We start from the raw sequence: 20,664 nt of genomic DNA, 5'->3' as shown, positions 1-20,664 counted from the left end.
TGCCACGATCCTCTCTGAGTTTATGCGGCCAGCGACGTTTTTGTACGAAGGTCATCGGGGTATATCGGCGTCGCAGTTCGGAAGTCGTAGACCTTCGTGATGCGCTCGCCATCCCAGACGTAACGGAAGTGATCGCCCTGGACTGCCGCGCCCAAGGCCTCGACATGTAGAATTGCGACGCACTCGCCGCCGGTGCGTTCGGCGGGCCTGAACACCACTCCATGCAGCCCCGCCTCGAAGACAGTTCGGCCGAGCCTCCAGCGGTGCTCGGTCTCGACACTCACGTCGATGTGACGGAAATCGGCGAAGCGCCCGGTCACGCGGTTCGATAGCTGTCGCATGTCGAGCCCGGTCGCCGGCTCGCCCGTGGCTGAAAGGAAGCACTCGCGCTTACGCACCGAGATGACGAGCGCGGTGGGCATGTCAACCGCGAGCTCGAGCACGCCGAGCTCCGGGCCGAAGAAGGTCGTCCCGTCCGGGTTAGGATACGCGAACGGGGCGTGATTCCAGTTCTGGATCTGCGGAGAATTTCCGTCGACAGCATCGACGCCGTTCAGCAGCCTCGTCTTTTCCTTCAGCCGTGGATTCGTTCGCGATTCGAGGTCCTTGAAGGCCTCGTCGTTCCCATCCGCGATGCGCTCAAACAACTCGATGGTAGGGAACCGAGACGGGATCAGGCGATGAAACCCGGCATCCACCTCGACTATCTTTAGTTCATCCGCCGCGCTGGACATCAAGGTATTGCCTCACCGTCAGGATGTCGACCACCTGGCCATTAAGCATCACGTCAAGTGCGCTGAGACCCCTAAAATATGCGTTCGGCTTCTTGATCCAGGCGTCGGATTGAGGGGCGTCTGGAACGAGGATTTGCAGCGCCTTGTAGATGGCGAGCAGGTGCGAGACGCGTTCCTCGGTATCGTGCGGGAGCGACCCGCCGTCCTTCTTCCACTTGAAATAGGTCGACCGGGCAGGCGAGCCCAGCAACTTCAATTGATGCTCGGTGGACAGATCCCAAGCGTCGGCCAGCTTTTGAAAGGCCGTCATCGGAATGTCCACGCCTTGCCGCGTCTCTTCGACGGCGGCTTGTGCATGGCCCATAGGCACCCCGCGGTTGAAAAAGTCCAAAACGGGACTTGCGCGCAATCTCTGTCTAGTTTAGGACTTAGTCCAGATCGAGACTGCCTCTCGATACTAGTCCAGCCGCTCGATGCCTGCAAGGCGTGTTCGGCGAGCACGATGGGGGCCATCATGGCTGACAGAAGGTTGACCTACGAATTTGAGGTGGACGGCACCGTCTGCCGCACCCGCGACCCCATTCTGGACGGTCGTCAGATCCGCGCGGCGGCGAACCTCTCCCCGCCAGCTGACTTCCGGATCGTCGAGATCCGGAACACCTCTACCCGAGCTATCGCCCTCGAAGACCGGGTCCATTTGGACGCCAATCACCGGCACTGTTTCCGGAGCGCTCCCGGAGACCGGACGTACTCCTTCCTGCTCAATGACGCAGAGTGCGAGTGGCCGCAGGAGACGATCAACGAGGCCGAAATCCGGGCCATCGGCAAGGTGGACGACGACCTCGATCTCGTGCTCGACGGGGACATCGACCGCGTCATCGAACGCGGAAAGGACATCAACCTCGGCGGCAAGGCCGTCGAGCGGGTCTTCACCCGCCCGTCAATGCGAACCGTCACGATCTTGGTCAACGGCCGCGAGAAGGAGGTCGCGCGGGGCACGATCAGCTTCGAGGCGCTGATCCTTCTGGCGTTCCCGACCCCTCCGACCGGGCCGAACGTGTCCTTCACCGTTACCTACCGCAAGGGCCCGGATGGTAACCCGGAAGGGTCCCTCACCGCCGGACACTCGGTCCGCGTCAAGAACGGGATGGTCTTCAATGTCCGCGCAACTGATAAATCGTAGCCCCGACCTCGCACGTCTGCGAGGGGAGGGATACGAGGTCGCCATCGTTAACGGCTACCTCGTCCTCGACAACGTGCCGTACGTGGACAGTCAGCGGCGGGTAAGGCGAGGCAAGCTCGTCTCCGCCCTGCAGATGGCGAACGACGTCACGGTGCGGCCGTCCGATCACGTCGCCCACTTCGAAGGCGACCATCCCTGCGACGCCCAGGGTCTGCCTTTGGGCAAGATCGTGATCGGCGGCCAGTCCCTCGACCTAGGCTCTGGACCGATGCAGATGCACATGATGTCGAGCAAGCCGGCCGAGGGTTATCCCGACTATCACGAGAAGATGAGCGCGTACGTGGCGCTTGTCGCGAGCCACGCAGAGGCCCTCGATCCCGACGCGACGGCGATGACCCACCGGGTAGTCGAAACCACAGACGCCGCCGCGCCGTTCCGTCTCGTCGACACCGCCTCTAGTCGCGCGGGCGTCGTCGGCGTCACGAACAGGCTCCGAGGCCACAAGGTCGGGATCGTCGGGCTGGGGGGCACAGGGTCATACATCCTGGACCTGATCTCGAAGACACCCGTCGCCGCGATCCACATCTTCGACGACGACGTGTTCCTGCAGCACAACGGATTTCGAGCGCCAGGGGTGCCGACGTCTGACGAACTGGTCGCGCGCGAGCTTAAGGTCGACCGGTGGGCCCGCATCTACTCCCGGCTGAAGAACGGGATCGTGCCCCATTCGGTACGGGTAACGGAAGCGAACGTCGACCTGCTCCGAAACCTCGACTTCGTGTTCCTGAGCTTCGACGCCGGGAAGGACAAGGCAGCGGTCATCGACGCGCTCGAACGTTTCGGCATCTCCTTCGTCGACGTCGGGATGGGGGTTGACGTGGTGGACGACAGCCTCATCGGCATCGTCCGGGTGACCGCGAGCACGCCCAAGATGCGCGAACACGTCCACGCCAAGAATCGCATCCCGATGATGGGCGACGGGCTCGAGAACCTGTACGAGCGCAACATCCAGATCGGCGAGCTGAATGCCATGAACGCCTGCCTAGCCGTCATCCGATGGAAGAAGTACCTCGGCTTCTACAAGGATTTCGAGGGCGAGCATTTCACCGCCTACACCATCGATGGCAATCACCTCCTCAACGAGGACGTGGCGGCATGAAGCGACTGACGCCCCGCTTCGTCGAGAGGATGCCGTCCGACCTGGAGGACGGCATCCTCTACATCGGCATCGAGACCGGAACGATCCTGCACAGGTGCGCCTGCGGCTGCGGACACGAGGTGAACACGCCGCTCGGTCGGACCGACTGGTCTTTCACCTACGACGGCGAGACCGTTTCGCTCTGGCCGTCCGTTGGGAACTGGAGCTTTCCCTGCCGCTCCCACTACGTCGTCAAGAAGAACAGGATCGAATGGGCCGGCGCCTGGAGCGACGAGGAAGTCGAGGCGGGCCGACGAGCGGATCGCGCCCTCAAGGAGAGGAGGTATGGTACGCTTGAGACGCCGCTTCAGAATACCGAGATTGCGCCAATCCCGACTTCCGTGCCGGCGCCGACCAAACCTAGATGGTGGACCCGCGTACTCGGTCGTCTGGGGCTTTAGTTCTCCATGGTCGAGGCAGCAGGTCCGATCAAGGCGAAGACGACCAGGCAGTGGCGTCACCGCATAGCAAGCTAGCGCATGTCCAACGCTAGCTACGGGCAGGCTTCGAACGCACCACTGCTGCGCAAACTTGAGTTGCCGCAATGCGGACAATCTGAATGTCAGCAAAGGACCAACTTGGTAAGTTGTCCGCCTCGACCCTTGAGCATGCCTGGAACCGCCGCAGCCGGTAATCCAGGTCCCGTTCCGCCCTTCTCGACCATCCCAAGCCGAGCGACAGCATCATCGCTCCACCGGTCACACCTTCGGCCGCCCCCTCCTCCGCATGATACCCTTCTCCTCCTCCTGCGCTTTGATCTGCGCCCTCCTCCGCCGCTGATTCTCAGTGTTCCGATCGCGCTTCTCCTTTGCGGTCAACGACACCCTCTTCTCGAACGGAACCGCTTCTGGCCGGACCATTTCCAAAGTCCCCGCGTCCTCGACCGGCACGACCTCCACGTCGGCGATACCGATCTCACGTAGGTAGCCGGCCAGATCCTCGGCCTGGGACTGATCGTACAGGTACACGTCATAGTCGCCGGCAAAGTCCCGCCTGCGAAGAGCCCCACGCAACGCGAATTGCCGGACATCCTCGAACTCCCGCGCCCTGCGCACGTCATTCCGATCTAGCCCAAGCAGTTCCATGATCGGTCCATCGCCGGACTGCGCCTTCGAAGAATAGATTAGCAAACACGAGCGATGCTCGATCAGGCTGTTGGTCCCGGCCTGCTTGGGCTTGCAGTGGACGCCCTCAAAACGGTGGCAGAAGAAGGTCCAGATCTCGGGATTGCACGACCAGTACCCGACGCCGCCGAGCCGTGCCTGATGCTCGGAGATCCTGACCAAGCACCGGCTGCCCTCATCGGTCTTCCACCATTCGGTCGAACCAGCGTGCCGCACGTAGTAATGAACACGTACGCGCGCACGCGCACGCGAGGCACCTGCACCAAGATCGATCCGATTGGGCACAAGTTGATCGCCGGCGAGCCATTGCGTCGCCCGGTATGGAAGGCTCTCGAAGAATGCCGCCGCCGTGAATGTCACTGACGCGCAATTGTCGAGAACCAGCGGTGTCCAGATCGACCACCAGCCAACCTTGCGTCCGGACTTGGCATCCTCCCAGTCGCCGATGTCGACAAAGACCGCACGCCGAGAGTTCCGAGCACTTGTTAGGAACCGCTGCAGGTCGCCCTCCCCTTCGGCCGCGATCTGCCTCCTATTCAGCATCGGCGCGTCGTCGCTCGCCAGGACCTGCCAGACACGACTGCCGGCGACCGGCTCGAGCTGGAAGTGCAATTGGAGCATGCTCCATGACGCGGAGGCAGCGAACGTCCCGGAAGCGACGCTGCTGTCCGGGTTCTCATCGAACACGACGTGCCAGCCCACGAGCAGTGCCGGATCGAGCTCGAGCAGCGACGCATGGGTGATCATCAGCAGGACATGGCTCTGGTCGGCCTTGGCCCTAAGCGTGTCCTCGATCTGCCGACCGACGTCACCACGGCTACGAGGCCGTTTCGAGTGGTGCATGACGATCGAGGGCCGCGTGCCGAGCTCGCGAGCCTTCTGGCGGCAGTAGTCGGCCTGCTCGTCGATCAGCTCCGTGCGAGGAAATGCGATAACGTGCCGACCAGGAGCGGCGACGATCGTATCGAGGAGCGTCAGCGTTTTCCTGCTGCCTGGAGTGCCTTCGTAAACTGTAATATCCATCCATAATATCCGTAATTAAATCTGTCACTCGCCCTCTTATATAAACAGCGATGACACATTTATTTTTACGGCAATCGAGTTCGAGATAGCAATTTACTTCAGTCATCACGCCGAGAAGGCAGCGAGTGCCGTCAGCCCGAAGGGCGCAGGCGCGAAGCTGGCGCACGCGGCATGACGGGGCGCGCCAGCGCCCCTCGTGATGTTCAGGTCGATTGAGCTGGCCTAGATTGGACGCCGCTCCCGCAAGCGGGATCCGCGTGCCACTTTGGCTTCTCGGCAAGGCGCTTCGCGCCTCGACCTCAAAGACCTCGCGGCGAGCTCGAGACGGAGGGCGTTTTCACCTCGCTAGGAGATGAATGCCTTGCCGCCACAGGCGGCCTTTCCTAACCGGGCAGATGACGAATTTCGGCAGGGTAGCGATGATGGCGGACATTCAGCCTGAGGCTTACGCAACCGCGATCTTCCCCAGGCTCGGCCAACCATGGCCGTTGTGGCGGCGCCGGGTCGGCACCGATCGCGGTCGATGAGAAACCAGCCAAACGCGGCCGCGCTCGACCAAAAGGGCACCGAGGCCGCTATATCTCACCAACCGTTTGGCGATCGTCGACGTATATTCGTGGGCACAGCCGTGAGTTACTCGCTTGCGCTCCGGTACTCCCTTCGCGCTTCCGGTAGTGTCCGGCCCACGCCCGCCCGAGGATACTTGGGCTCCGGCCTCTCTACGCAAATGATACTTCGACAGGCTCCGTCGCTGGCACGTGCATACACGTCCAGGAAACGAAATGGACCTAAGCAAAATGCAACAGTACTCACCGTCTAATCTCGATACACAAATATTACATCAACAAAAAATTGGTTGAACGAAAATATAGATACAAAAAACTTGCGCGATTACGCTTGAATAAACTCCGAATTGTAGTATCTGTGGGCGTTGTCACGTTGTTCGACTGAGGCCGGACGAAGCGCTTTCAGTTAAACTCAGGCAGTTGCGCCGGTCACGGCCTTCCAGTGCGCCATGGCGCGGATCCGATGAATGTGGGTGGCGAGGGCGGAGTGTTTTTGATGCGACGGGACAAAATGATTTCTAACCGCTGAAAACACGGGGACAAATTGTTGCAGACTGCCGACGGATCGGAAGCCCTGCATCACTCGTTCTCGTTTTCGCAGCGGCAGATGGGAATTTTCCGCACGGTTGTTAAGGCCCTTGTGTGATCTATGTTCAATGGCCGGCATCACATCTCGCTTTGCCGCCCCGTTTGAACACAGTTTATCGGTGACAATCCTCTTTGGCGCGAGGCCTTGCTTCTTCAGCAGCCTGATCAGCAATCGCTTGGCAGCCTTGGTGTCTCGACGGGTCTGCACGATCTCGTCGAGAACATATCCGTCCTGGTCGACGGCTCGCCAAAGCCAATGCTTTCGCCCGCCGATCGTTACGACCACTTCGTCCAGATGCCAGATATCCTCTCGCGACGGCGTCTTTCTGCGCAGTCGTTTTGCGTAGGCCGCACCGAATTTCCGGCCCCAGCGCCGGATCGTTTCGTAGGACACGACAATGCCGCGCTCCAGCAGCATTTCTTCCACCAGCCGCAGGCTTAACGGGAACCGGAAATACAGCCAGACGGCATGGGCGATGATATGCGGTGGGAAACGGTGGTTCTTGTAGCTGATGGTCGGCGTGCTCATCACGTCCGGTTATCCGTCAGCCGTTAAGCCACGAACAACGTGACAACGCCCCTGCGTCTTGGGGTCGGAACAAGCTTTGTTCCCCCAGACACGCTAAGGTCGAACGGACCGTGAACCTTCGTCGCGAACCCGCATAATGGTCTGCCTGCTGGTCGCGAACTTCCGTGCGATCGCCGAAACGCTCATCCCCGTCGTGAGATCGCCGCGCACATCTTGCTTCTGTTTATCGCTCAGCGTCGAAGGACGGCCGAGGGCCTTGCCTTCCGACTTGGCGCGCTTGAGGCCGGATTGCGTCCGCTCGATCAGCAGATCCCTTTCGAACTGGGCGACGGCGTTGAGCACGTTCATGGTCATAGTACCGGCCGAACTGGTGAGATCGGCCCCGCCGAGCGCGAGGCAATAGACCCTTACGCCCATTTCGGCCAGCGTCCTGACGGTGGTGCTGACATCGATCGCATCACGGCCGAGGCGGTCGAGCTTGGTCACGATGAGAATGTCCCCGGACTCCAGCTTGTCCATGAGCCGGGAAAAGCCACGGCGCTGCACAATGGCCGTGCTGCCGGAAACCGTCTCGGTGACGATCCGTCGCGGCTCGACGTGAAAGCCGGCGGCCTCGATTTCCTGAATCTGGTTTTCGGTGGTCTGCCCGATCGTGGAGACGCGGACATAGGCAAAGGTGCGTGGCATGAGGTCAATTTCGTCCGAATAGGCTGTCCGAAATATCTTATTTGTTCGAAATCATGTCAAGATAATTTGTGGACAGGGAGTTTTACCCCTGTACGCAATCGCTCGTTTTTGGACACGAGATGACGCCGAGTTCGAGAGCGTGTTGGTTTCAATTAGAGAGCATATGAGTGGGCCGAAAAATTGATTAGAGTTCGTCCCAAATGAACCGCGAGCCGTTCCCACGCGGACCGTCATAGGCACTCCGGGTTTAGGGATCGACTATACGCTCGGTTGTCGCGATGGAGACGCACTGTCTCGAGTGGCGTTGAAAACTGTGATGGTGCTTTGTTCGAACGCCGCCAAGTCTCCGCGGGAAGCGACGGCGCGCGGCTCGGCAAACCGACCCAGCGCAACGCTCGGCATGATAAAAAATTTCTGCTAAACAATTATGCTGATGAGTGCGGCAGAGGTTGATGAAACAAGTCGAACGAAAACGCTTCGGCTCATTGATCGCCTTCGGCATTTTTAGCACCGGGCTCTTCGCGCCGGTCCTGATCGCGCACCAGCCAGTGGACTGCTCCGAGCGCAAGAGCCGCGCCCGCGAGGGCGGCAATCTTGGCTGGCTCCGTCTCGCCAAGGTCGAGGATGATAAATTTGCGCGCGATCGCGAGGAGCGCGATCAGCACGATCGTGCGGACCTGGAGAACGCCGAAGCTGCGTTCTGTCGCCACAAGAAGGGAGCGCTTGAACTCGAGCGCAATTACAACGGTGAAGATCATTCCGAACACCACCTGGAAGGTGGCGTAATCGAGCGTGTCGAACGCTCCCAAGACCAACCGGTTCACGACCTCGCGCATCAGCGCCCAAACCGACGCCACGACGATAACCGCAATGATGGCGCTGAGGACGAAAATGACGACCTGTTCGAACTTCTCGTAGAGCGTCATCGCCGACCATTGTTCACGGGTTAGCCCGGATCGTTTCAGGTCTTTCATCATTCCCCCTCGAAAGCCGCCCCGGAGAAACAGGCTCCCCGGGGCTCACCAGACGGCGTGATATCAAACGGAGCTGAGCGGACGCCGCAAACCGGCGACACCCAATGTGGCAAATCAGCCGTTCTTGACATCGATGCGCTTGATCTTCGCCTGCGCCTCGGGTGTCTGGGGCAGCTTGATCGTCAGAACCCCGTTCTTGAAGGATGCCTGCGCCTTTTCGCCATCCACACCGGGAGGGAGCGGAATTGTCCGGTAGATTGCGCCGTAGCTGCGCTCGGAGAGATAGTATCCCTTCTTCTCCTCCTGTCGCTCGATCTTCTTCTCCCCCTTCACAGTCAACATGTCATCGTTGACCGTCACCTCGATGTCCTTGATCTCCATGCCCGGCAGTTCGATCGACACTTCGATCGCGTTGTCGGTCTCAACCACGTCGGACTTCGTCTCTCCACTGCCAAAGGGCCATTCGAAATGACCGGCCCGATCCCAGAAACTCTCGAACACATGGTTCATTTCGCGCTGGAGCGTCGCGATCGGGTTGTCTTGGCTGCTCTTCGCATCTGGCGTGCTGTCCTTGCGCGCCCAGGGGATGAGGTCTTTGATCTGCATGATATGGTCTCCTTCGGTTTTCAGGCGCCCTTGACGGCGATCCTTTTCGGCTGCGCTTCAGGGGCCCGGGGGAGCGTTAAAGTTAGGACGCCTCCTCGCATCTCAGCTTCGATCCTGTCGGGGTCGAAGTCCTCGGAAAGCGTGAAGGCACGCTCGAAATCGCCCTCGCCATATTCGGCATAGGCAAGTTCGAGGTTTTTCGGCCGCACCGGGTCAACCTTGCCGCGGATCGTCAACACACGATTTTCGAGCGTGATTTCGATCGCATCGGCGGCGACCCCAGGCATTTCAAGCATCATGGAGAAACCCTGATCGGTCTCGACGATATCGGTCGACGGGCGGTAGATGCGTCCGCCGCCGGTGGTCTCAGGCGAGTCGGTCGGCGTCTTTTCGGCGGCTTGCGAGATGTCGGTGCTCATCGTTCCAGCTCCTCTCAGGCTGCCTTGATCTCGATTTTCTTCGGCTTTTCTTCCTCGGGCCGGGAGATGACGATCCGCAATACGCCGTTCGTCATTCTCGCCTCGACCTTGTCATCCGAGGCCGCGAACGGCAGGCGGATAGTGCGGGAAAACCTGCCGAAACTGCGTTCGTTGCGGTGCCAGCGCGCACCGTCGGGAACCTCGGGCGCCTTGCGTTCGCCCGACAGCGTCAGGACGTTGTCCTTGACCGAAATCTCAATGTCGCCCGGTTCGATGCCGGGAAGTTCAGCGGTGACTCCAACGGCCTCAGGGCCTTGCCAGACATTCACCGCCGGGAACGCCGCGCGGGACGGCGGCCAGAAACCACGGTCGAGATCGCGCATCATGGAGCGCATCAGCGCAAAGGGATCGCTGCGGCGCAGATATGTCGGGTAGAGCATTGCTGGCCTCCTGTTGCTGATCGATGCCCCCGAACCGTCGGCATGGACGGACCGGGCAACGGTGCCGGCCGGATGTGGGTTCGGAGACCGCCTATCAAGATAGGCGGTTCCATTTATTATGCAAGCATATATGGTGCATGCATTGCGCATTGGATGGAGAGCAGTCTATCCTGTTTCTCATGCAGTGGAGGAAGGATACCCATGATCTCTTCTGATCTTGCCCTGATCGGGACGACGATCCACCGTGTCGCGCAGCTCATCCAGCAGCGGATCGACAACGAGATCGGCGACAGCGGCCTGACCCGCCTGTCCTGGATGGCGGCGACACATGTCGAGGATTCGCTCGGGCTGACCATCGGCGATCTGGCCGGGCGGCTGGAGGTAGGCCGGGCCACTGCGGGCCAGCTCGTCGATCGCATGGTACAGGGCGGTTGGGTCGAGCGGTGGCCCTCGCCCGACGACCGGCGGTCGCAGATCGTCACGGCAACACCTAAGGCCAGGGCGATGCTGGAGGAACTCGCGCCGCGGCAGTCGGCGCTCGAAGATGAAATCCTGCAGGATCTGTCGGCGGACGAAAGGCGCATTCTGCTGGCGCTGCTCGAGCGGATCAAGTCGCGGCTTTTACGCTAGAGGGGGGCGAATAGGTATGGAAAGGAAGACCGAATACAACATCTGGTACTGGGTGGTGGCTTTCATAGCCGTGCTTTTCATCCAGAACCTGATCGCCGGCTGGCAATCCGTCGCGCCGATCAGCTACAGCCAGTTCGAGAAGTATCTCGCTGACGGGAAAATTTCCTCTGTCGCGGTCGGGGCAGACACTATCACAGGCACCTTCGCCGAACCGGTCGACGGCAAGAAGCAGTTTGTGACGACCGTAGTGAATCCCGCAATCCTGGAGCGGATAGACCGGTCAGGTATCGAGATCACTGGCGTTCCGCAAAACACTTTTCTCGGCACGCTGATTTCCTGGGTGGCGCCAGCGCTTGTCTTCTTCGGAATCTGGATGCTGCTGTTCCGCAAGTTCGCCGACAAGCAGGGTTTTGGCGGCTTCATGCAGGTCGGCCGCAGCAAGGCCAAAGTTTACATGGAAAAGGAAACCGGCGTCAGCTTCGCCGACGTGGCCGGTGTGGACGAGGCCAAGGCCGAGCTCGAGGAGGTCGTGGAGTTCCTCAGGAACCCCGCCGAATACGGAAAGCTGGGCGCACATATCCCCAAAGGCATATTGCTCGTCGGGCCGCCGGGAACCGGCAAGACGCTTCTGGCGCGCGCGGTGGCAGGCGAGGCCGGCGTGACCTTCTTTTCGATCTCGGGATCAGAGTTCGTCGAGATGTTCGTGGGCGTCGGTGCCGCACGGGTGCGCGACCTGTTCGAGCAGGCCCGGAAATCGGCCCCGGCAATCATCTTCATCGACGAACTCGACGCTCTTGGGAGGGCGCGCTCCTCCGGCCAGATTGCCGGTGGCCATGATGAGCGTGAGCAGACGCTGAACCAGCTTCTGACCGAGCTCGACGGCTTCGACCCTGCAGTGGGCATCGTGCTCCTGGCCGCCACCAACCGACCCGAGATTCTCGACCCCGCGCTGCTGCGTGCGGGACGCTTCGACCGTCAGGTGCTGGTGGACCGGCCCGACAAGACGGGGCGTGTGCAGATCTTGAACGTGCACATGAAGAAAGTGACGCTCGCCCCAGACGTCGATGCCGAGAAGGTCGCAGCTCTTACTCCCGGCTTTTCCGGCGCGGATCTTGCCAATCTCGTCAACGAGGCAGCATTGCTCGCCACGCGCCGCAAGGCTGATGCGGTGACGATGGACGACTTCAACAATGCGTTGGAACGCATCATCGCCGGGTTGGAAAAGAAGAACCGCGTGCTCAATCCGCGCGAACGCGAGATCGTGGCGCACCACGAGATGGGGCACGCGCTGGTGGCGATGGCTCTGCCGGGGGTGGACCCGGTGCACAAGGTCTCGATCATACCGCGCGGGATTGGCGCGCTCGGCTACACCATCCAGCGCCCGACCGAGGACCGCTTCCTGATGACGCGGGAGGAACTCGAAAACAAGATCGCAGTCCTGCTTGGCGGGCGCGCGGCAGAGAAGATCATCTACGATCATGTCTCGACCGGGGCGGCGGACGATCTGGTCAAGGCGACCGACATCGCCCGCGCCATGGTCGCGCGGTACGGGATGGACGAAGAACTCGGGCATGTCAGCTACGACAGCGATCGGCCCGGCTTTCTCGGCACCGGCGACCAGTCGTCCTGGCTGAACCGCCGTTACAGCGACGCCACTGCTGAGCGGATGGACGCGAAGGTGCGCGACATCGTGGATGGCGTGTTCAAGCGCACCCTCACCCTTCTTGAAACCAATCTGGATCTTCTCGAGCAATCGGCGCAGGATCTCCTGCAAAGAGAGACACTGGACGAGCCCAATCTGGTGGCAATTGGGGCCAAGTTGAAAAGAACGGAAGCGGTCGCTGCGTGACACTGTCACTGGCGCAGATGATCGGCGGATAACCCTGACTGGATAAAGATAAAGGAGAAGACAAATGGCAAACGGAGCTTGCGATATTTGCGGTCGCCCGGCGACGGCGCGCGTGCGCGCCTCGGTGAACGGCAGAATTCAGAACATGGAGCTTTGCGACCAGCATTACCGCGAGATGGTGCGCCGGTCGGGCCGCAGCGCCTCGCCGCTGGAGTCCCTGTTCGGACGGCATTCCCTTCTTGACGAGTTCTTCGGCGACAGCGGTTTCGGCAGCCTCTTTGGCGACAGCCCGTTGCGGGGCGGCACGCTGGGCTCCATGGGCGACGGTGATGACGAGGTCGTCGACGCCACTTTCGGAGAGGGCACGCCACGGCGTGGTTCGCGGCGCGGCGGCGGACGCACCATCGCTGACCGGCTGAGCGAACAGGGCAACAAACTATTGCAGGAGGCCGCACAGAAGGCCGGAGAATTCGGGCGCAGCGAGGTCGATACCGAACATCTGCTTCTGGCATTGACCTCGTCTGACGTCGTCAAGACGATCCTGGAACAGTTCAAGGTCGATGTGGACGATCTGCGGCGCCAGATCGAGAAGGAAGCGAAGCGTGGAGACGCCAAGACGGAAGGCGAAATCGGTGTTAGCCCGCGTCTCAAGGACGCGCTGAACCGGGCCTTCATCGCCTCGAACGAGCTTGGCCATTCCTATGTCGGGCCGGAACATCTGCTGATCGGGCTCGCCGAAGAGGGCGAAGGCCTCGCGGCGGCGATGCTGCGCAAGCTGGGGTTGACGCCGCAGGCGCTTCGCCAGCAGGTGACGAAGGTGGTCGGCAAGGGAGCCGAGGAAGGCCGCGTCGAGACTCCGTCGAACACCCCCGATCTCGACCAGTTCAGCCGAGACCTGACGAAGCTCGCCCGCGATGGCAAGCTCGATCCCGTCATCGGCCGCGCCCGCGAGATCGAGACGACGATCGAAGTGCTGGCCCGCCGGAAAAAGAACAACCCGGTGCTGATCGGCGAGCCCGGCGTGGGCAAGACCGCCATCGTCGAGGGACTTGCACAACGGATCGTCGCGGGCGAAGTGCCCGAGGCGCTGCGCGACAAGCGGCTGGTCGAGCTCAACATCAACTCGATGGTGGCCGGGTCGAAGTATCGCGGCGAGTTCGAGGAGCGAGTCCAGAAGATCCTCAAGGAGATCACCGAGGAGAAGGACAGCCTGATCCTGTTCATCGACGAGATGCACACCATCGTCGGCGCCGGCCAGGGCGGTGGCGAAGGTGGTCTCGACATCGCCAACACCTTCAAGCCGGCGCTGGCGCGGGGCGAGCTGAACCTGATCGGCGCGACGACGCTCAACGAGTACCAGAAATACATCGAGAAGGACGCGGCGCTCGAGCGACGGTTCCAGCCGGTTTATGTGGACGAGCCCACGGTCGCACAGACGATCATGATTCTGCGCGGGCTGCGCGACACGCTCGAAAGCCACCACAAGGTGACGATCACCGACGAGGCGATCATCGCCGCCGCGGAGCTTTCGGATCGCTATATCACCGGTCGCTTCATGCCCGACAAGGCGATCGACCTGATCGACCAGGCCGCGGCGCGGGTGAAGATCTCGGCCACTGCGCGGCCCGTGGACGTGCAGGAGCTCGAAGCCGAGGTCGCGCAGATCAAGCGCGAACAGGACTATGCCGCAGCCCGCAAGCAATTCGACCGAGCAGCGGAACTGAAGAAGGAACTCGAGCAGAAGCAGAAGGAGCTTGACGAGCTTCTGGAGATCTGGAAGCGCGACCAGGCTTCGGCGACCGCCGAGGTGCGCGCCGATCATGTCGCGCAGATCGTCTCCAAGATCACCGGTGTTCCGGTCACGGAGCTGACCGCCGAGGAGAAGGACAAGCTCCTGAAGCTCGAGGAGAAGCTGCACGAGCGCGTCATTGGCCAGGAAGAAGCGATCCGCGCCGTGGCCGATGCGGTGCGCCTGGCGCGTGCGGGTCTGCGCGAAGGTTCCGGTCCGACCGCGACCTTCCTGTTCCTCGGGCCGACCGGGGTTGGCAAGACGGAACTGGCCAAGACGCTCGCCGAGGTAATCTTCGGCGATCAGGACGCGCTGATCCGTATCGACATGTCGGAGTATGGCGAGCGCCACTCGGTTGCCCGGTTGGTTGGCGCACCTCCGGGCTACGTCGGATACGACGAAGGCGGGCAGCTGACGGAGAAGGTGCGCCGTCGGCCCTACTCGGTCGTGCTCCTCGACGAGATCGAAAAGGCGCATCCCGATGTCTACAACATCCTGCTTCAGGTTTTCGACGATGGCCGCCTGACAGATGGCAAGGGCCGCGTGGTGGACTTCACTAACACCATCATCATCGCCACCTCGAACCTCGGTTCGGACATCATCCAGCGCAACCTCACGAAACGCGGCAGCAGGGAGTTCGACGAGGCCAAGCAGAAATCCGAACTGATGGAGGTGTTGCGCGGTCATTTCCGGCCAGAGTTCATCAACCGGATCGATGAGATCATCGTCTTCCATTCGCTGAACCAGTCGGAGATCCGCCAGATCGTCGAGTTGCAGCTGAACCGGGTGAAACGGACCGCCCTCGGCCAGGGCGTCGAACTCGAATTCGACGTGAGCGTCGTGGATCACTTCGGCGCGGTCGGCTTCCGCCCCGAATTCGGCGCCCGCGAGCTGCGCCGGCTGATCCGGTCGGAGCTGGAGACCGAGTTGGCCCGCGAAATGCTCTCCGGGCGGATCGAGGATGGTGACAAGGTCCGCGTCGCCTGGTCGGCGGACGAGCAGAAGGTCGTGTTCGAAAAGATCGCAAAGGACACCGGTGACGACAGCCCGGACGGTCAGGCCAAGGCCGGGATCGACGAGTCCGGCGAAGTTGCCGGAGACAAGGCGGACGCTCCGACGCCCGACGTCCCGGCCGAGGCCAAGGATGAGGTGCAGTCCAAGGAGGACAAATCCGCCGGGTGACGTTGCGAGGGACTGGCCCGGCGCGATGACGGTCGCGCCGGCCCATTTCGTCGGAGGGTTACTGGAAGGATCCACGGCATGAAAGTCATCAGAGCATTTCGCAATCTCGACCGGCACGGGCAACAGCGCGCGCCCGAGGTCATCGAGGAAGAGGTGCGGCAACTTGAACCTCATCTTGTACGCTTCCGCGAGGATCTCGTCCGGCTCGAAGTCGTCGCCTCCCAGACGAGGGGCAAGACGCGCATCCAGGTCAGCCTGCGCCTGCAACTGCCCTCGGGCGTGATCGCGGCGCAGGAAGAGGGGTTCGAGATCGAGCCTGTCCTGCGCAAGGCCTTTGCCGACCTGCGCCAGCGGGTTGACCGGCATGTGGCGCGCCTCAAGCACGAGTCTGAATACAAGCGTCCCGCCCGCCGGCGCCGGATCGGCGCCCCGCTGTCGCCCGCGCGGGATGCGGCGGAAGCGGACCGGCGCCAACTCTTCTTCGACCTGATCGAGGATCATCTCGATACGGTCTACGATACCGTCAGGCGCGAGTTGACCTATCTCGAGTGCAGCGGGTCTGTGCCGGCTGGCTACCTGAGCGTTGGCGATATCGTCGATGCGACGATCCTCAAGGGGCTGGAAAGGTTCGAGCAGCGGCCCACCGAGTTTTCCATAGGCGACTGGCTGCTGAAACTGGCTTTCGAGACCATCGAGGCCGAGGCGCGCGCCGCGCGCCGCGCGGTGCCGGAGGACGCCGCCTCGATCGAGGCGGAACCCGAGGCCCCGGCGGAGGATCCGACCGAGGCGGATCAGGCGATGTTCGAGTTCTACCAGCCCGACGAAGTGCTGATGCTGGAGGACCTCCTCGCCGACGACGGCGGCACAGACCCCGAGAGCCAAGCGGATCGGCATAAGATCGCCATGGTGCTGCACCGGGCAATCGCCGATCTTCCGTCGGTCGAACGCCGCGTTCTCTATCGGCTCCACCTCGACAACGCTACGATCGCGGAGACGGCAGACCTTTTCGGCCTGACCGAGACAGTGGTCGCCGAGATCGCAGAAAATGCGGGCGCGACACTACGCGCGAGGCTTGCCGAAGCCGGGTTGGTCAGAGATCCATCAGGCCGCGCGCCCATCGAACGGGAAATCGCTCACACGCAGCGTCTGCCTCAGCCGATCGAGGATCGCCGCCGCGTGGCCGCCGCCCTAACCGGCGAGGAGGCCGGCTCCGACACCTGACATGGAACTGAATAGGAGATCGACCAATGACCACAGCCTCTGAAAACCCGACCGACAAGATGCAGGACATGCTGTGCAGCCTGTCCCGGAATTGGTGGGCATTCGTGTTACGCGGCGTGCTCGCATTGATCATCGCAGTGCTAGCCTTCGTCATGCCTGCGGAAGCGCTTCTGGCGCTCACGCTGGTCTTCGGCGCGTTCGCCTTTGCCGACGGCGTGTTCGGCCTCGTCGCCGCGATACGTAACATCCGCAAGGGCGAACGCTGGGGCTGGCTGATGTTCAGCGGCATTCTGGGCATCGCCACGGGCGTCGTCGTGGTTGTCTCGCCTTTTGTCGCGACGCTTGTGCTTGCGACATTCCTCTGGGCCAGCATCGCATTCTGGTCCGTGTTCTCGGGTGCCCTCGAGATCGCGGCAGCGATCCGCCTGCGAAAGGAAATCAACGGCGAAATCTGGCTGATCCTGAGCGGCCTTCTCTCGGTCGTTCTCGGTGTCGTCGTGACCTGGATGCTGCTGACGCGCCCGGTCGAAAGCTTCCTCGCGCTCGGCTGGCTGATCGGCTTCTACGCCGCGGTCTTCGGGGTGATGATGATCCTCCTCGGGCTACGGCTTCGCAAGGCGGATCGTTCGGACGGTGCGGCCTTCGATAACGCTCCCCCATCGGCAAAGGCGTGAGGTGCCCTGTGGTGGATGACGGGCGACTTGCCGGCGAGGAGCACGATTTCACCCGATGGGACGAAACGATCTTCGACCGTTGCCTGAGCACCGGCTTCAATCCGTTCGGCAGCGGTCCGACGCCAATCTTCCTGCGGCACCGGGACGCAGAGGCGCCGGACGCCGATGCAAAGCAGTGCATGCCACCTGACACCGAAAATGCGAGGTGCTGATGTCGAACCGCCTGCCTGACTTGGCATTTGCTGCTGCGGCCGCTGCCTTGGGCATCGGCATCGTTTTCGTTTTTCGTTCGATGTATCTTGCCGAAGACATACTGCCTTTCGCGCAGGAGATGACGCTCATCTTCCTCGGCGCTGTCGTGACGATCATTCTGACCGCGGCGCTTCTCAATCGCCAGACCGATCTCGAGCTTCGCAAGGAAGGAAGGGTCATCATCCTCCAGCAGCAATGCGACATTTACATGGCCTGTATCGAGAAGGTCGCAGAGATCGTGGAAACCGCAAGGCACGATGCGAAGCTGATCGATGAACTGCGTGTTCTCAGCCACAAGCTGGCTGTGGTCGCGAGTGCAGGGGTCGTGTCCAGCTTCGAGCAGGTACTGGAGAGCTTGCAGTCCGGTTTTGCTGACGGCACGCTCTCGGACGGGGACGGAGAGGGCGTGATGAATGCCGTCGCCGATCTCACGATAGCGATGCGGTCGGACGTCCTGCACGCTGCTGCCTTTCCTTCGCAGAACACCGAACGCGCCGTTCGCCTGAATTCGAGGCGAATGGAAAAACTCGACGATCTCGAACGTCACCTTCTCGTATCCACCGACACCCGGGAGAACTGATATGCGCGGCCATAATCGCCCACCATTCCCGCCGAAAATTCCCGGAACCGATCTGCCATCCTGGGACGTGCCGACGGCAATCATCTACCGTCCTGCCCGTTCCGCGATGACATCGGCGCCTCGGCCCAACTACTGGGTCCTCGAGTTCGAGCCGTCCCGGCCGCCGCAGATCGAGCCGCTGATGGGATACACGTCCACCGGCGATCCCTATCGTCCGATTCGGCTGAAGTTTCCGGATCGCGACAGCGCCGTGGACTTCGCAGAGCGGCAGGACTGGCATTATGTCGTGCGCGAGGACGCTGGGGGAGCCCGGATGGCGAACCCTTGGGCGGGTGAGACGCGCCACCGGCTGCACAGGGGCGTCGATGCCCCGGGAGCCTTCCGGGTCCCGTTCCGCCCCGATCGCCGCCTCTCAAGAGGCGTCCAGCATGAGAGCACGGCCGACCCGTCTACCAGCGACAGGGAGAGTTTCGATCCGGTCCTCGAAGCCTCGCTCGAATCCTTCCCCGCCTCTGATCCTCCGGCGTGGACGGGTGTGACAATTGCAAGAAAGACGACGGGATGACGGCCAGCTACATGCGCTCGATCTACCGGCTCTACCGCGAGGAGGGCCTGACGGTGCGCAAGCGCCGGGCGCGGCGACGCGCGGTGGGCACGCGGGCGCCGATCCTGGTCGAGGCAAGGGCGAACGCGCGCTGGTCGCTGGACTTCGTGCACGATCAGTTCGCCTGCGGGCGGCGCTTCCGTGTGCTCAACATCGTCGATGACGTGACGCGCGAATGCCTGGCAGCGATCCCGGACACGTCGATCTCCGGTCGCCGCGTTGCTCGTGAGCTGACGGACCTGATCTCCCGACGCGGCAAGCCGGGCATGATCGTCTCCGACCACGGCACGGAGTTCACCTCGAACGCGATCCTCGCCTGGTCGAAGGATCATCGCGTCGAGTGGCACTACATCGCGCCCGGAAAGCCCATGCAGAATGGCTACGTCGAGAGCTTCAACGGCCGGATGCGCGATGAGCTCTTGAACGAGAGCCTGTTCTTCGGCCTCGACCACGCCCGCAGCGCCATCGCCGAATGGAGGCAGGACTTCAACACCGCGAGACCGCACTCCTCGCTCGGATACCAGACCCCGGCGGCCTTCGCCGGAACCCTTACCGCAACCGGCTCCGACGCTTCGCTCGATAAGGGCTTCGCGTCTCCGCCCGTTGCTCAACCCGCGCCCAACGGCGTAACAGAAACGGTCGAGACTCTAATCGCCGCTGGATGAAAGTTCAGTGGCAGGTCACTTTGTGCGCAGCTTTGTCTTGCCTGACAACGTTGATCCGACCAAGGTGACGGCTTCGATGAAAGACGGCGCGCTGGAAGTGCGGCTTGTCAAGGCCGAGCAAGCCAAACCGAAACAGATTGAAATCTCAGTCAACTAACTTTAATTAGGAGCCCAAGATCATGAATATCAAACAGCCCCAATCAACCTTCTCCGCACTTGCCCTGGCGGTCGTCGTCGGACTTAGCGGACCGGCTCAGGCCCAATCGGCGGCAGGTTCTAGCCCAGGTGCTGCAGCACCCTCTGCCGCATCCAAGGCGGCGCAGCCACAGGTAGATGACAAGGCCGCCCGGGAAGCCGAAAAAAAGCGTGCTGAGCTCACTCAGGACGCCATCACGGCGCTCACCAAGACCCAGGAGGCTTTGACACTCCTTGAGGCAAAGAAGACCAAGGAGGCGCTCGCTGCGCTGGAACTGGCCAGCGGAAAGCTGGAACTGGTATTGGCACGCGACGCCAAACTTGCTTTGGCGCCGGTCGATGTACGCGTCATCACCCACGATATCCACGCCAACGTGGAAACGGTGAAGAAAGCGGTCGAGTTGTCTCGGGAGTTGTTGGGTGATGGCGAGGTGCAAAAGGCCCGGCCCATCGTCGCCAATCTGGCCAGCGAAATCGTGATCGAAACCGACAACCTGCCGATGGCAACGTACCCGGCAGCGATCAAGTCGGCCGCACGGCTCATCGACAGCGGCAAGATCGACGACGCCAAGGCGGAACTCGCCCGAGCACTGAACACGCTGGTGGTGACCTCGGTCGCCTTTCCTCTGCCCGTGCTACGGGCTGAAGCCGCGATGGCAAAAGCTGAAAAGCTGGCCGAGACCGACAAGCGCGATGCCAAGCAGAACGAGGAGCTCAGCACCTTGCTGTCGTCCGTGCGCACGGAGATCGAGATGGCGCAGATCCTGGGTTATGGCAAGAAGGCGGATTTCAAACCCATCTTCGATCAGGTGAAGTCCATTGAGCAAAAGTCGGCTGGTGGCAAAAGCGGCAAGGGATGGTTCGACGAGTTGAAGACGCGCCTCCAAAAGCTGTTTTGAGGTGATGAAGGGGCCGACTGTTCGGTCGGTCAGTCTCGCGATGTTCGCAGTCA

19 protein-coding genes and 3 pseudogenes are annotated in these 20,664 nt (G+C 61.7%); 13 read left to right on the top strand and 9 right to left on the bottom strand.

Features of this window, described 5'->3' with window-relative positions; translation table 11 throughout:
* Positions 1-20 precede the first annotated feature (20 nt).
* Both BMZ69_RS08880 and BMZ69_RS08875 read right to left on the bottom strand, forming a co-directional pair.
* Positions 21-734 carry an RES family NAD+ phosphorylase gene (locus tag BMZ69_RS08880; protein ID WP_092156213.1) on the bottom strand — a complete coding sequence of 238 codons (714 nt, stop codon included), beginning with the start codon at positions 732-734 and terminating at the stop codon, positions 21-23.
* Entirely contained in the window at positions 715-1,098 is a 384-nt protein-coding gene (locus tag BMZ69_RS08875; RefSeq protein WP_210188007.1) for an antitoxin Xre/MbcA/ParS toxin-binding domain-containing protein, read from the bottom strand. Before BMZ69_RS08875 ends, BMZ69_RS08880 begins: the two co-directional genes overlap by 20 nt.
* A gap of 138 nt (positions 1,099-1,236) precedes the next feature.
* Here BMZ69_RS08875 and BMZ69_RS08870 point away from each other — a divergent pair, with 138 nt between their 5' ends.
* From BMZ69_RS08870 to BMZ69_RS08860, 3 genes are read left to right on the top strand one after another with little or no spacing between them, the layout of a single operon-like run.
* Positions 1,237-1,917, top strand: a complete 681-nt coding sequence (locus BMZ69_RS08870) for a multiubiquitin domain-containing protein (RefSeq protein ID WP_175506724.1) — start codon at positions 1,237-1,239, stop codon at positions 1,915-1,917.
* Positions 1,892-3,076 carry a ThiF family adenylyltransferase gene (locus tag BMZ69_RS08865; RefSeq protein WP_092156210.1) on the top strand — a complete coding sequence of 395 codons (1,185 nt, stop codon included), beginning with the start codon at positions 1,892-1,894 and terminating at the stop codon, positions 3,074-3,076. The genes BMZ69_RS08870 and BMZ69_RS08865 overlap by 26 nt, the downstream gene beginning before the upstream one ends.
* Entirely contained in the window at positions 3,073-3,516 is a 444-nt protein-coding gene (locus tag BMZ69_RS08860) for a ubiquitination-like system serine protease family protein (protein ID WP_092156209.1), read from the top strand. Before BMZ69_RS08865 ends, BMZ69_RS08860 begins: the two co-directional genes overlap by 4 nt.
* A 297-nt stretch (positions 3,517-3,813) precedes the next feature.
* Here the strand turns inward: BMZ69_RS08860 and BMZ69_RS08855 are convergent, their stop codons facing one another.
* From BMZ69_RS08855 to BMZ69_RS08820, 7 genes and pseudogenes are all read right to left on the bottom strand, one after another.
* Positions 3,814-5,262, bottom strand: coding sequence for a hypothetical protein (locus BMZ69_RS08855; RefSeq protein ID WP_092156208.1), 1,449 nt, complete (start codon positions 5,260-5,262; stop codon positions 3,814-3,816).
* A 978-nt stretch (positions 5,263-6,240) separates the two neighbouring features.
* A pseudogene (locus BMZ69_RS08850) lies at positions 6,241-6,958 on the bottom strand (IS6 family transposase).
* Between the two features lie 80 nt (positions 6,959-7,038).
* Positions 7,039-7,632: a recombinase family protein gene (locus BMZ69_RS08845; RefSeq protein ID WP_003603269.1), complete on the bottom strand. Its 594-nt coding sequence runs from the start codon at positions 7,630-7,632 to the stop codon at positions 7,039-7,041.
* A 482-nt stretch (positions 7,633-8,114) separates the two neighbouring features.
* Positions 8,115-8,606: a phosphate-starvation-inducible PsiE family protein gene (locus BMZ69_RS08835; protein WP_003603271.1), complete on the bottom strand. Its 492-nt coding sequence runs from the start codon at positions 8,604-8,606 to the stop codon at positions 8,115-8,117.
* A 114-nt stretch (positions 8,607-8,720) separates the two neighbouring features.
* On the bottom strand, positions 8,721-9,212 hold the full coding sequence (locus BMZ69_RS08830; protein WP_092156207.1) for an Hsp20/alpha crystallin family protein: 492 nt from the start codon (positions 9,210-9,212) through the stop codon (positions 8,721-8,723).
* Between the two features lie 20 nt (positions 9,213-9,232).
* A complete protein-coding gene (locus tag BMZ69_RS08825; protein ID WP_003603273.1) occupies positions 9,233-9,631 on the bottom strand; it encodes an Hsp20/alpha crystallin family protein in 399 nt (132 codons plus the stop codon).
* A 14-nt stretch (positions 9,632-9,645) separates the two neighbouring features.
* Complete coding sequence (locus BMZ69_RS08820; protein WP_092156206.1) at positions 9,646-10,071, bottom strand: Hsp20/alpha crystallin family protein; 426 nt, start codon at positions 10,069-10,071, stop codon at positions 9,646-9,648.
* A 201-nt stretch (positions 10,072-10,272) separates the two neighbouring features.
* Between BMZ69_RS08820 and BMZ69_RS08815 the strand changes: the two genes are divergently transcribed.
* From BMZ69_RS08815 to yfdX1, 10 genes and pseudogenes are all read left to right on the top strand, one after another.
* Positions 10,273-10,701 carry a MarR family winged helix-turn-helix transcriptional regulator gene (locus tag BMZ69_RS08815; protein WP_036751102.1) on the top strand — a complete coding sequence of 143 codons (429 nt, stop codon included), beginning with the start codon at positions 10,273-10,275 and terminating at the stop codon, positions 10,699-10,701.
* A 16-nt stretch (positions 10,702-10,717) separates the two neighbouring features.
* Complete coding sequence (ftsH, locus tag BMZ69_RS08810; protein WP_092156205.1) at positions 10,718-12,550, top strand: ATP-dependent zinc metalloprotease FtsH; 1,833 nt, start codon at positions 10,718-10,720, stop codon at positions 12,548-12,550.
* Positions 12,551-12,614: 64 nt separating this feature from the next.
* Positions 12,615-15,521 (top strand): ATP-dependent Clp protease ATP-binding subunit, encoded by a 2,907-nt coding sequence (locus tag BMZ69_RS08805; protein ID WP_092156204.1) that lies wholly within the window; start codon positions 12,615-12,617, stop codon positions 15,519-15,521.
* Between the two features lie 78 nt (positions 15,522-15,599).
* Positions 15,600-16,742 (top strand): sigma-70 family RNA polymerase sigma factor, encoded by a 1,143-nt coding sequence (locus BMZ69_RS08800; RefSeq protein ID WP_092156203.1) that lies wholly within the window; start codon positions 15,600-15,602, stop codon positions 16,740-16,742.
* A 26-nt stretch (positions 16,743-16,768) separates the two neighbouring features.
* Positions 16,769-17,416, top strand: coding sequence for an HdeD family acid-resistance protein (locus tag BMZ69_RS08795; protein ID WP_092156202.1), 648 nt, complete (start codon positions 16,769-16,771; stop codon positions 17,414-17,416).
* Between the two features lie 211 nt (positions 17,417-17,627).
* Positions 17,628-18,248: a hypothetical protein gene (locus BMZ69_RS08785; RefSeq protein ID WP_037094075.1), complete on the top strand. Its 621-nt coding sequence runs from the start codon at positions 17,628-17,630 to the stop codon at positions 18,246-18,248.
* 1 nt (position 18,249) lies between these two features.
* Positions 18,250-18,813, top strand: coding sequence for an NADH dehydrogenase ubiquinone Fe-S protein 4 (locus BMZ69_RS08780; protein WP_092156201.1), 564 nt, complete (start codon positions 18,250-18,252; stop codon positions 18,811-18,813).
* 20 nt (positions 18,814-18,833) lie between these two features.
* A pseudogene (locus BMZ69_RS08775) lies at positions 18,834-19,517 on the top strand (IS3 family transposase); the annotation flags it as partial.
* Positions 19,518-19,530: 13 nt separating this feature from the next.
* A pseudogene (gene hsp20-GI, locus BMZ69_RS08770) lies at positions 19,531-19,674 on the top strand (small heat shock protein sHSP20-GI); the annotation flags it as partial.
* Between the two features lie 22 nt (positions 19,675-19,696).
* On the top strand, positions 19,697-20,611 hold the full coding sequence (gene yfdX1 / locus BMZ69_RS08765) for a heat resistance protein YfdX1 (protein ID WP_092156200.1): 915 nt from the start codon (positions 19,697-19,699) through the stop codon (positions 20,609-20,611).
* Positions 20,612-20,664: the final 53 nt, after the last annotated feature.

The sequence above is a fragment of the Allobosea sp. CRIB-10 genome (assembly GCF_900112185.1).
Classification (GTDB): domain Bacteria; phylum Pseudomonadota; class Alphaproteobacteria; order Rhizobiales; family Beijerinckiaceae; genus Allobosea.
This window is presented reverse-complemented; position numbering and strand designations above follow the sequence as displayed.